Here is an 11,690-nt window from a genome sequence, read left to right as displayed (position 1 = left end):
TACCCGCCTCGACGCGCTGGTCCGGCGCGTGATCGACAGCCAGATCAGCGGACGCCGCATCGAACCCGGGGATCGGGAGATCATCCGCAGCGTCGGAAAATACGACGCCGGCAAGTGCATCCTGCCCGCCGATTTCAAATGGCAGAACCAGGGTTAGTTGCAGTCGCTGCAATCGCCGATTTGTCTCTTGACGCGCAGCGGGAGCACGTCCCACTTTTGCGCGACGGGGCAGGGGGGAGGTCGGCAATGCAATTGGATGTCAGTCTGGCGGCGACGGTCGCGCGCGAGACATTCGAACGCATGCACGCCGATGTGTCGAATTTTGCTATCCTGTTCGGGATATTGATTGCGACCGGTGTCGGTTATGACGTGGTCGCTACCTGGTATCCCGGCGCTGCGTTCGGCTATCAGATCGGTTTCCTGTTTGCGAACCTGATCATCCAGGCGTGGGCGACGCTGCTGATTCTCGACGGTGCCGGCATCGCACCCGCCCGGCCCTGGAAGCTACGGATCGGATCGATGTTCGGCGTTGGATTGCTGTTCGGACTGGGGGTCGGCTTCGGCCTGTTGCTGCTGATCCTTCCGGGTGCCTATCTCGCGGGCCGATGGCTGCTTGCCGTTCCGATCCTGCTTGCCGAAGACAGGGCGGTGTCCGACGCGCTTTCCGAAAGCTGGGAACGGACCGGTAATTCCTGGGCGAGCTGCACGGTGATCGCGGTCGTCGCCTTTGCCTGGCAGCTCGCGCCGATCGCGGCCGGCCTGTTCGTGGAGACGTCGAACGAGGCTGCGCAATGGGGATGGATGTTTTTGTCCAATACCGTCTCGCAAGCTGGCTGGTTGTTCGGCGTCGTCGCAGCCGCTACATTCTATATAGCGCTTGGCAGGCGGCAATCGGGCGCAGTCGAAATTTTCGGTTGACGCTGCCGCATACGGCGCCACCCTCACGCGTACGTACGTAAGGGGCATCTCAGGACTAAGGTTTTTCATGCAATTGGTAATTGTGGAATCGCCCGCAAAGGCGAAAACGATCGAGAAATATCTCGGTCGCGACTTCAAGGTGCTGGCATCATACGGCCATGTTCGCGACCTGCCGCCCAAGGACGGGTCGGTCGATCCCGATGACGGCTTTGCGATGCAGTGGCAGCTGTATCCCGACAAGACGAAGCGGATGAAGGAAATCCAGGACGCGGCGAAAGCCGCCGACCGCCTGATTCTCGCGACCGACCCTGACCGCGAGGGCGAGGCGATCAGCTGGCATGTGCAGGAATTGTTGCGTAGCAAAAAGGCGCTGCCGGCGGAGGTCGACCGGGTCACCTTCAACGCGATCACCAAGCAGGCGGTGACCGACGCGATGGCGCATCCGCGCGCGCTCGACGATGATCTGATCGATGCCTATCGCGCCCGCCGCGCGCTCGACTATCTCGTCGGCTTCACTCTGTCGCCGGTTCTGTGGCGCAAGCTGCCCGGCGCCAAATCGGCGGGTCGTGTCCAGTCGGTGACGCTGCGCATGATCGTCGAACGCGAGCGCGAAATCGAAGCATTTGTTGCGCAGCAATATTGGTCGATCACCGGCCTGTTCGAAATGTCGGGCACGCCGTTCAAGGCGCGTCTTGCGCAGTGGCGCGGCGACAAGATCGAGCGGCTGTCGATCACCAGCGAAGCCGATGCGCGCGCCGCCGAGGCCGATGTGAAGGCGGGGCATTTCACCGTCGATGCGGTCGAAACCAAGCCGCTGACGCGCAACCCGCCGCCGCCGTTCACGACGTCGACCTTGCAACAGGAGGCCGCGCGCAAGCTCGGCTTTTCCGCCAGCCATACGATGCGGGTCGCGCAGGGACTCTATGAGGACGGTGCGATCACCTATATGCGAACCGACGGGGTTCAGATGGACGGCGCCGCGATCAGCGCGGCGCGCGCGGCGATCGCGAACCGCTATGACGGCGGCTACGTCCCCGACAAGCCGCGCATCTATCAGACCAAGGCAAAGAATGCGCAGGAGGCTCACGAAGCGATCCGTCCGACCGATTTTTCGAAGGACAAGGCGGGCAGCGGCGATCATGGACGGCTTTACGAGCTGATCTGGAAGCGCGCGATGGCAAGCCAGATGGCCTCGGCGCGGCTGGAGCGGACCGGCATCGACCTGACCGACGGTACCGGGAAAACGACGATGCGGGCCACCGGACAGGTCGTCAAATTCCCCGGTTTCCTCGCACTGTATGACGAAGGCCGGGACGACAGCCACGACGACGACGATGCACGCCTGCTGCCCGCCATGGCCAAGGGCGATGCGCCCGCAAAGACGGGGGTCGAGGTCGAAAGCCACGAAACCCAGCCGCCTCCGCGCTATTCCGAAGCCAGCATGGTCAAGAAGATGGAAGAGCTCGGCATCGGGCGCCCATCAACTTGGGCGGCGATCCTGCAAGTCCTCAAGGATCGCGCTTATGTAAGGGTCGAGAAGAATCGCTTCATTCCGGAAGAAAGCGGGCGGTTGCTGACGGCGTTCCTCGAACGTTTTTTTGCACGCTATGTCGAATATGATTACACCGCCGGGCTTGAGGAAGAGCTGGACGACGTCTCGGGCGGTCGCGCGCAATGGCAAGCGGTGCTCGAACGCTTCTGGCGTGATTTCAAGCCGCGCACCGGCGAAGTGATGGAGCAGAAGCCGTCGGAGATCACCGCGGCGCTCGACGAGTTCCTCGGCCCCTATCTCTTCCCCGACAAGGGTGATGGCAGCGACCCGCGCCTCTGCCCCAATTGCGGCACCGGCAAGCTGGCGCTGCGTGGCGGCAAGTTCGGCCCGTTCATTGCGTGCAGCAACTATCCCGACTGTAAATACACGCGCAAATTCGCGCAGCCGGGCGGCAGCGATGGCGCCGATACGGGGCCGGAGACGCTGGGCAATGATCCCGACAGCGGGCTGGAGGTCACGAGGCGCAGCGGACGCTTCGGCCCGTACATCCAGCTCGGCGACGGCAAGGAAGCGAAACGCTCATCGATCCCCAAGGACATTCCGGGCGAGGATTTCGACCTCGACTATGCGCTACGGCTTTTGAGCCTGCCGCGCGAGGTCGGGGTGCATCCCGAAAGCGGCAAGCCGATCATGGCGGGCCTCGGGCGTTATGGACCCTATCTGCTTCATGACGGCAAATATGCGAAGCTGACGGGCACCGCCGAAATTTTCGACATCGGCATGAATGCCGCGGTCGTCCGCATCGCCGAAGCAGCGGCAGGCGGCGGCCGCGGACGGACCAAGGCCGAACCGCTCAACACCTTCGGCCCGCATCCGGTGAGCGGCGGCGAAATGAAGCTGATGGAAGGGCGCTTCGGACCTTACGTGACCGACGGCACGACCAATGCGACGCTGCCCAAGAGCGCCGATCCGGCAACGCTGACGCTCGAAGAGGCGATCGCGCTGATCGATGCGCGCGCTGCAAAGGGGCCCGCGAAGGGCAAGAAGAAGGCCGCGCCGAAGAAGAAGGCTCCCGCCAAAAAGCCCGCCGCGAAGCAAGCGTCGGCGAAGAAGAAGGCCGCGAGCGAAGAGGCTTAACGAGCGACGTTTTCGTCGCGACATAGCCATGATAGGGTGGCGCATCGGGGAGACCGTCCATGCGCCACCTGCTTGCCGCCGTCCTGCTTTCCATGCTTTCGGTCCTGTCAGTGCCCGCTGCGGCACAGCCATCACGATATCTGATCTCGGCCAGTCCGATGACCGGTACGCCGCCCGGGACGCAGGCGTGGCGCGTACAATATTGGACGATGAACGGCAGCGGCCAGCGTCTCGCGGTCACCGGCATCGTCGCGGCGCCGATGGAAGCGATCCCGCCGCGCCCGCGCCGCGTCATCGCCTGGACGCACGGCGCGTGGGGCGTCGCGGAGGAGTGCGCTCCCTCGCTCAGTCCCAGCTTTTTCGAATATTCGGCGGGCATGGATGCAGTTCGCAGTGGCTATGTCGTCGTCGCGCCCGACTATATCGGTCTCGGAAGCCCGACAATGCACCCGTTCCTCGTTGGGCCTGACACGGCGAACTCGGTGCTCGATGCCGTCCGCGCGGCACGCGAAATCCCCGGCGCGGCGGCGGGGAGCCGCTTTGCCGTTTGGGGGGAATCGCAAGGGGGGCACGCCGCGCTGTGGACAGCGACCGCCGCGCAGGCTTACGCGCCTGACCTGACGCTTGTCGCGACCGCGGCCGCCGCGCCGCCGACCGATCTCGGGGCCAATCTGCGCGAGGGCAGCGACAAGAATGCGCGCGCGCTGCTCCTGTCCTTCGCGCTCCATAGCTGGTCGACGCTCTATGGTTTCTCGCTGGATCCGATTGCGAACCGCACCAATCAGGGCATCATCCGCCGGCTGTCGGAGAATAACTGCGTCGCGTTCAACAAGAAGCCCAAGCTGGGAACGATCCTCGGCATCCTGACCATTGCCCGGGCGACGAAGGGCAAGGATATCGAAAAGATCGAACCCTTCGGCTCGTTCGAGCGTGCCAACAGCGTCGATCCGGCGCGCGTGCCAGGGCCGCTGCTGATCGCGCAGAGCAGCAGGGACACGATCGTCGCGCCTTCGGTCACGCGAAAGTTCGCGAAGGCCGTTTGCAGGCGCGGGACCGCGCTGCGCTGGATCGACATGACCGGCGATCATGGCGCCAGCGCGCGCGACAGCGCGCAGGAAACGATCGGGTGGATCACCGCGCGTTTCGACGGCAGCCCCCCACCGAGTGATTGCCGTCGCCTATAGCGCCAAGTATCTGTACGAGGGATTACTTCGAATTTTCTGTTACGAAAGCGGAAGGTTCCATGATATCTTCGACCGAGATAAGTTGCTTTTAAGGGAGAGCGCTATGTCGAGCTGGAAAGTATTTCGTATACCGATGATGTCCTTGGCGTTGTTGAGCGCGCTGGCTCCCATATCCGTCTTTGCACAGGACGTGCAGGAGGAAAGCGAAGAAGATTACAGTAATATCGTCGTCACCGGTTCGCTCCGTCAGGGCGGGGCACAGGATATCCAGCATTTCCGCGCAATGGCCGAGATGACGAACACGCTGCCGCGCCCCGAATCGCTGACGGTCGAGGGGCTGCTGGGCGAGCATGACCTGTCATTGCCTGCCGGCGCCGCCTGCGCGCAGATCCTGTGCCTCAACCTCCATGCGATGGCAGCGAACCTGCCGACGCGGCCGGGCGACCTGCTGTTCGTGGGCCTCGGTTTCGACAGCAATGTCGACGCCGCCGGGCTGAAGCGCGAGCCATTGAGCCTGATGGCGGTCGTCGACCGGTCGGGGTCGATGGAGGGCGCTCCGATCGCCAATGTGAAAGCGGCACTGCACCAGATCGTCGACGAAATGACGCCGGGCGACCGGCTTGGTATCACTATCTATGGCGACAATTCGACGGTGCATCTGCAACCGACGAACGCTGCGGACAACAGGCAACGTCTACACGATGCGATCGACGCGATCGCGATCGAGGGTTCGACCTATATGGAGGAGGGGCTGCGGATCGGCTACGACGCGGCCTTCGCCGAGGCGAAGAGTTTCGACGGCAATGTCCGCATGATGCTGTTCACCGACGAGCAGCCCAATGTCGGCAACACGTCGGCCGACGGTTTCATGACGATGGCGCGCGATGCGTCGAAACGCGGGATCGGGCTGACGACGATCGGCGTCGGGGTGCAATATGACGGGCGCCTCGCGAGCCAGATATCGAGCGTCCGCGGCGGCAATCTCTTCTTCATCGACGGCCCCGACAAGGGCCGCGAGCTGATGCAGAAGGAGTTCCGCAACATGGTGAGCGAGGTCGCGCACGACCTTGTTATGACGCTGGCACCGCGCGACGGCTATCGTATCACCGGGGTCTTCGGCGTGCCGGACGGCATGATGCGCGACGGCCGCGACGGCGCGGTGACCGTCACCGTTCCCAGTGCGTTCCTGTCGTCGAACAGCGGCGGTATCTACGCCTCGCTCGGCAAGGCCGAAGGCCGCACCTTCCTTCCCGCCGCGGCGACCGACGACGGCGCGCCGCTGATGGATATCGGCCTGTCCTATGTCAGCGCGATCGACGGCCGCAAACGTGCCGAAAAGCTCGCGGTGTCGGCGCCGACTGCGGCACCGCCCGCCAATCTCCGCCTCGCACAGATGCTGGTCGACGAATATCTGGTGCTCGATGCCTCGTCGCGCGCGTTCCACGTCGATGGCGACCCGCGCCGGGCCTTTGCCCTGCTCGATGGGTTGAAGGGGCGCCTCGCGACGGTCGACTATGCCGACCTGTCCGACGAACGCGGTCTGGTCGATACGATGCACAAAAAGGCCGCGCTCTATGCGGGTTATGGCAGCGAAGCGGCACCACCGATGCCCACGAAAGCCGAACGGCAGGCGATGGGGGTCGTGGGGAAGTGGCGCGTCGTTGCGCTCAATGGTGTTGACGACCTGTCGCGCAACGACCTCGTCGAATTCACCGATAGCGCCGAGATGATCACCTATTTCAGTCGGCCGCTGAAGGGCGAGGACGAAATGTATCAGGATTATGAGATCGACGACGGGATGATCCGCATCCCCGATGGCGACCTCGAGATGCGTTACCGGCTCGATGGCGACCGGCTCGACCTCCGGACGAAGGACGGGCAGTCGCGCATCTCGTTGCGGCGCGAGGCGACGAGCTAGACTCGCGCGATTGCAGGTGGTTTAGCGGAAAGTGTCCGGGTCGACCGGCGGCTTGCGGCTGAACCACGCTGCGGAATCGGGCCGGAACAGCATGTAGATCGCGGCGCCCTGAACAAGGGCGATGACGAACGTCACGCCAAGCTGAATGCCCTGCGGGCCCAGCGGGTTGTTCAGATTGTTCACGATCGACAGCAGGCCGATCGCGAAAAAGACGGTGAGGATCCATTTCGCGACCTTGCTGCCGCGCGCCGAAACAAAATACCAGATGACGAGGTTGATGATCATACCGATAACGGCCGAAACCAGAATGAATCCCGTTCCAAAGCCCGTTGCGGCAAATTCCGGCGAAGCCGTGATCTTGGCCGAAAGCGCGTTCCACCCGAAGATGAAGTTGAGTGCCCCAAGCACCATCGACCCCAGAAAAAGGCGGTCGAACCATATGATCGAATCGGGTTTGCGCATCTCTATTCCCCCTTGGTTTTTTCCTCAATCGACCCAGTCGAGCCCCATGTCGCGATAGACGCCGCGGTCCTCATCCCAGTTCGCCTTGACCTTGACGTGCAGGAACAGGTGGACCTTGCGGCCGAGCAACTCGGTCAGCTCGGCGCGGGCGCGGCTGCCGATTTCCTTGATCCGCTCGCCCTTGTGGCCAAGGATGATCGCGCGCTGGTTGTCGCGCGCGACGAGGATTTGCTGGTGGATTTCGGCGCTGCCGTCGGGGCGCGTCGAGAATTTCTCGGTCTCGACGGTCGACTGGTACGGCAGTTCTTCGTGAAGCTGGCGATAGAGCTGTTCGCGCGTGATTTCGGCCGCGAGCATACGTTCGGGGGCGTCGCTGACCTCGTCCTCGGGGAAATGCCATGGCCCCTCGGGCATCAGTTTCGCGAGGTGCGTCTTGAGTTCGGGCACGCCGTCGCCGCTGCTCGCCGAGATGAAGAAGGTTTCGTCGAAGGCGACCCGACCGTTGAGTTCGGTCGCAATCGTCAGCAGCTTGTCCTTCCTGGTCAGGTCGACCTTGTTAAGCACGAGATATTTCTTCTCGGGCCGGTTCGCGATGCCCTCGAGCACGCGCTCGACGCGCCCCGTCAGCTTCGCGGCGGCATCGACCATGACGAGGATCGCCTCGGCTTGCTCAAGACTGCTCCATGCCGCCGCGACCATCGCGCGGTCGAGCCGGCGGGTGGGCGCAAAGATGCCGGGCGTGTCGATCAGCACGATCTGCGTTTCGCCGTCCATCGCGACGCCCATCAGGCGGGTGCGCGTCGTTTGCGCCTTCGGGCTGACGATCGCGACCTTCTGGCCGACGAGCGCGTTGACGATGGTCGACTTGCCAGCGTTCGGCGCGCCGACAACGGCGACAAATCCGCAACGATGGGTCATTCCTTGATTCCTTCGAGTTCGGCGAGCAGGGCTGCCGCCGCCGCCTTTTCCGCCGCTTGTTTCGATGCGCCCTCGGCTTCGGCGCGAGCGAGCTTTCCGACGCTCACCGCGACGCGGAAACGCGGCGCGTGGTCGGGGCCTTCGCGCGCGACAATCTCATATTCGGGCGGACGGCGCTTGCGCGCGAGAGCCCATTCCTGCAGCGCCGCCTTCGGATGTTTCGGCGCCGCCTGTTGCCCGTCGATCATATCGCCCCAATGGGTCAGGATGAAACGGCGCGCCGCTTCGACACCCTGATCGAGATAGAGCGCGCCGATCAGCGCCTCGATCGCGTCGGCGGCAATATTGTCGCTGTAGCGCCCGCCGTCGCTCCGCGCCTGCGCGCCGAAGCGGACGAGCGCGGTGAGGTCGAGGCGCTGCGCGATCGCGGCACAGGTCGCGCCCGATGCGAGCACATGCAGCCGCGACGACATCTCGCCCTCACTGGCGGCGGGAAAGCGCGTGTAGAGTTCGGATGCGATCACCAGGCCGAGCACGCGGTCGCCAAGGAACTCGAGCCGCTGATAGTCGGCGCGCCCGGTGCTGCCGTGCGTCAGCGCCAGATCGTAGAGCGCCGGATTGCCCGGGGTGCAGCCGATGATTTCGGCGAGCGCCCCGGTGTCGAGGGGATCGTTCAAAAACCGTCCCCGATGCGGCTCCAGCGCGCGGCGGTGAACCAGCTGACCGGGTTGATCCAGCTTGCCGATCCGTCGGTCGAGAACATGCCGACGAGCGCGTGGCCGACGAGGTTTCCTTCGGGAACGAGGCCGATGCCCTGGTTTTCCATTGCGGGGAAACGGCTGTCGGCGCTGCGGTCGCGGTTGTCACCCATCAGGAACAGATGGCCTTCGGGGACGACGACGAGCGGGGTATTGTCTTCGGGGATCGTTGTGATGTCGAGGATGTTATAGCTTTTGCCGCCGGGCAGCGTCTCGCGAAACTGCTTGTAGCGGCACTGGCGCTGGCCGTCGGCGCCGACTTCTTCGAATTCGGGCGAATAGCAGGGCAGGGTGCCCGTCGCGCGCGAGGCCTCGACCATGTTCGGGGTCACCGGGATGACAAGGTCGGCGACTGCTTCGCGCTTCAACGGCTTGCCGTTCAGCCAGACGATACCGTCCTTCACCTGAACGCTGTCGCCGGAGAGGCCGATGACGCGCTTGATATAGTCATTGTCATTGACCGGCGGCGCCTTGAACACGACGACGTCGCCGCGTTCGGGGGTGCGCGCGAAAATGCGGCCCGGGATCAGCGGCAGGCTGAACGGCAGGCTGTATTTCGAATAGCCATAGGCCATCTTGTTGACGAGCAGATAGTCGCCGATCAGGAGCCGCGGCTGCATCGATTCCGACGGGATGTTGAAGGGCGACAGGAAAAAGCTGCGGAAAATCAGCACCGCGATCGCGAGCAGGACGAGGAAACGGGCGGTGTCGACCGCTTCTTCCTTTGCGGACACCGGCGCCGGTGTCGGGGCGGACGGCGCGGGCCCGGTCGGGGGCGTCATATCGGCGGTAAAGCTGGCATTGGTCATGTCGCGGCATTGGCGATGAATAGGTTGCCACGTCAAGCAAATATCGGCGGACGGCACTGGCGCCGTGGAGGTGGCGGGCTTATGAAAACGCTCGAACAATCCCGTTCGCATCGAGCGAAGTCGAGATGCCCATCGGCAATATATGCCTTCGGGGTGTCTCGACTTCGCTCGACACGAGCGGAGGAAGAAGGAAAATGAGATGACAACCGCCCCGCAGGCCTGGCAGGCTCTTTCCAACTGGCAGCCGCAAAAGCTGGCCGACCTCGTTGCCGCCGGCCCCGAAACACGGCTGCAGGCGCTCGTGCGCAACGTCGCCGATATCCGCTTCGATTTCGCCAAGACGCACCTCGACACGGCGGCTGTCGCCATCCTCGCGGACCTCGCAGATGCGCAGGATTTCGCAGGCCGGCGCAAGACGCTCTTTTCGGGCGGCATCGCCAATCCGACCGAGGACCGCGCAGCCGAACATAGCGCCGAGCGCGGCGATGGCGCGCCGGAGTCGGTGCATGCCGCACAGGCGCTGCACCAGCGGATGCGGATGATGATCGATGCGATCGAGGCGGGTGCGTTCGGCGAGATCCGGCATTTGCTGCATATCGGTATCGGCGGATCGGCGCTCGGCCCCGACCTGCTGATCGACGCGCTCGGCCGCCACAGCAATCGTTACGACGTCGCGGTGGTGTCGAACGTCGACGGCGCGGCGCTCGATGAGGCGTTCGCGAAATTCAGCCCCGAGCACACGCTGGTCGCGGTCGCGTCGAAGACCTTCACCACGACCGAAACGCTGCTCAATGCCAATTCGGCGCTGCAGTGGCTGGGCGAAGCGGGCGTGGCTGACCCGGTCGGCCGCTTCATCGCGCTGACCGCCAAGCCCGACCGCGCGATGGAATGGGGCATCGACGAAACGCGCATCCTGCCGTTCAACGAGACAGTCGGCGGGCGCTATTCGCTGTGGTCGTCGATCGGCTTTCCCGCCGCGCTCGCGCTCGGGTGGGATGCCTTCGCCGACCTGCTTGAGGGCGCGGCGGAGATGGATCGCCATTTTCGGCTTGCTGACGGCGCCGACAATATCTGCCTGCTCGCCGCCTTCGCCGACCAGGTTTACGCCAACCGCCTCGGTTGCCAGACCCGGGCGGTCTTCGCCTATGACGAGCGGTTGCGTTTGCTGCCTTCCTATCTCCAGCAGCTCGAAATGGAATCGAACGGCAAGTCGGTGACGTTCGAAGGCCAGCCGGTCGCACAGCAGACAGCGCCGATCACATGGGGCGGCGTCGGCACCGATGCGCAGCATGCGGTGTTCCAGTTGCTCCATCAGGGCACGCATCTGACGCCGGTCGAATTCGTCGTCGCGCGCGAACCCGATCATCTGCTCGACGACGCGCATCACGAAACGCTTGTCGCCAATTGCATCGCGCAGGGCGCGGCGCTGATGACGGGCCGCGCGAGCGACGATGGTGCGCGCAACTATCCCGGCAACCGCCCGTCGACGACGATCCTGCTCGATCAGGTCACGCCGCGCAGCCTCGGCACGCTGATCGCCTTTTACGAGCATCGCGTGTTCGCCAATGCGGTCCTGCTCGGCATCAATCCCTTTGATCAGTTCGGTGTCGAACTGGGCAAGGAAATGGCGAAAGGACTCGCCGAAGGAACGGTCGAGTTCGATCCGGCCACGCGCGCGCTGATGCAGGCGGCGCTCGGCGACTGAGCTGCTGTCCATCACTGTGACCGCAAAATTCGATTGGCATCGACGCCGGGCGTAACCACATAGGCCGCCGGCGCGAATTGCACGCGAACACAAAAGATCGGGGTTTTGAATGAGCGAGTTTGATTTCGACCTGTTTGTCATCGGCGCCGGGTCGGGCGGGGTTCGCGCCTCGCGTATCGCGGCTTCGCACGGCGCACGCGTCGCCGTGGCCGAGGAGTATCGGGTCGGCGGCACCTGCGTCATCCGCGGCTGCGTGCCCAAGAAGCTGCTCGTTTACGGTGCGCATTTCGCCGAAGATTTGAAGGACGCGCGCAAATTCGGCTGGGACGTCCCCGACTGCAAGTTCGACTGGAATCGCCTCCGCGACAATGTCCTCGCCGAGGTCGACC

10 protein-coding genes are annotated in these 11,690 nt (G+C 64.0%); 6 read left to right on the top strand and 4 right to left on the bottom strand.

The features are described from left to right. Window positions 1-246: 246 nt before the first annotated feature. From VGD20_RS01015 to VGD20_RS01000, 4 genes are all read left to right on the top strand, one after another. On the top strand, window positions 247-918 hold the full coding sequence (locus VGD20_RS01015) for a hypothetical protein (RefSeq protein ID WP_331132668.1): 672 nt from the start codon (window positions 247-249) through the stop codon (window positions 916-918). A gap of 67 nt (window positions 919-985) precedes the next feature. Next, entirely contained in the window at window positions 986-3,547 is a 2,562-nt protein-coding gene (gene topA / locus VGD20_RS01010) for a type I DNA topoisomerase (protein ID WP_331132667.1), read from the top strand. A gap of 59 nt (window positions 3,548-3,606) precedes the next feature. Then, window positions 3,607-4,731, top strand: coding sequence for a lipase family protein (locus VGD20_RS01005; RefSeq protein WP_331132666.1), 1,125 nt, complete (start codon window positions 3,607-3,609; stop codon window positions 4,729-4,731). A 151-nt stretch (window positions 4,732-4,882) separates the two neighbouring features. Next, window positions 4,883-6,649 (top strand): vWA domain-containing protein, encoded by a 1,767-nt coding sequence (locus tag VGD20_RS01000; RefSeq protein ID WP_331132665.1) that lies wholly within the window; start codon window positions 4,883-4,885, stop codon window positions 6,647-6,649. A gap of 21 nt (window positions 6,650-6,670) precedes the next feature. On the opposite strand, the gene VGD20_RS00995 is transcribed toward VGD20_RS01000, so the two are convergent. The 4 genes from VGD20_RS00995 to lepB are packed head-to-tail and all read right to left on the bottom strand — an operon-like array spanning window position 6,671 to window position 9,521. Then, the gene (locus VGD20_RS00995; protein ID WP_331132664.1) at window positions 6,671-7,111 is read right to left on the bottom strand and encodes a hypothetical protein; all 441 of its coding nucleotides are present in this window, start codon (window positions 7,109-7,111) and stop codon (window positions 6,671-6,673) included. Between the two features lie 24 nt (window positions 7,112-7,135). Further along, window positions 7,136-8,029 (bottom strand): GTPase Era, encoded by an 894-nt coding sequence (era, locus tag VGD20_RS00990; RefSeq protein WP_331132663.1) that lies wholly within the window; start codon window positions 8,027-8,029, stop codon window positions 7,136-7,138. Continuing rightward, window positions 8,026-8,706 (bottom strand): ribonuclease III, encoded by a 681-nt coding sequence (rnc, locus tag VGD20_RS00985; RefSeq protein ID WP_331132662.1) that lies wholly within the window; start codon window positions 8,704-8,706, stop codon window positions 8,026-8,028. The genes era and rnc overlap by 4 nt, the downstream gene beginning before the upstream one ends. Continuing rightward, window positions 8,703-9,521, bottom strand: coding sequence for a signal peptidase I (gene lepB / locus VGD20_RS00980; protein WP_331132669.1), 819 nt, complete (start codon window positions 9,519-9,521; stop codon window positions 8,703-8,705). The genes rnc and lepB overlap by 4 nt, the downstream gene beginning before the upstream one ends. Window positions 9,522-9,795: 274 nt before the next feature. On the opposite strand from lepB, the gene pgi reads away from it, so the two are divergent. Further along, a complete protein-coding gene (gene pgi, locus VGD20_RS00975; RefSeq protein ID WP_331132661.1) occupies window positions 9,796-11,301 on the top strand; it encodes a glucose-6-phosphate isomerase in 1,506 nt (501 codons plus the stop codon). Between the two features lie 109 nt (window positions 11,302-11,410). Next, the coding region (locus VGD20_RS00970; RefSeq protein ID WP_331132660.1) for an FAD-dependent oxidoreductase at window positions 11,411-11,690 on the top strand (280 nt) is incomplete at its 3' end.

The sequence above is a fragment of the Sphingopyxis sp. genome, assembly GCF_036402335.1.
Lineage (GTDB): Bacteria > Pseudomonadota > Alphaproteobacteria > Sphingomonadales > Sphingomonadaceae > Sphingopyxis.
This window is presented reverse-complemented; position numbering and strand designations above follow the sequence as displayed.

What these genes read in the sequence shown, in the direction of transcription:
- VGD20_RS00995 (WP_331132664.1), bottom strand. Translation starts at nt 7,111, where the DNA reads ATGCGCAAACCCGATTCGATCATATGGTTCGACCGCCTTTTTCTGGGG.
- VGD20_RS01005 (WP_331132666.1), top strand. Translation starts at nt 3,607, where the DNA reads ATGCGCCACCTGCTTGCCGCCGTCCTGCTTTCCATGCTTTCGGTCCTG.
- VGD20_RS01015 (WP_331132668.1), top strand. Translation starts at nt 247, where the DNA reads ATGCAATTGGATGTCAGTCTGGCGGCGACGGTCGCGCGCGAGACATTC.
- pgi (WP_331132661.1), top strand. Translation starts at nt 9,796, where the DNA reads ATGACAACCGCCCCGCAGGCCTGGCAGGCTCTTTCCAACTGGCAGCCG.
- topA (WP_331132667.1), top strand. Translation starts at nt 986, where the DNA reads ATGCAATTGGTAATTGTGGAATCGCCCGCAAAGGCGAAAACGATCGAG.
- era (WP_331132663.1), bottom strand. Translation starts at nt 8,029, where the DNA reads ATGACCCATCGTTGCGGATTTGTCGCCGTTGTCGGCGCGCCGAACGCT.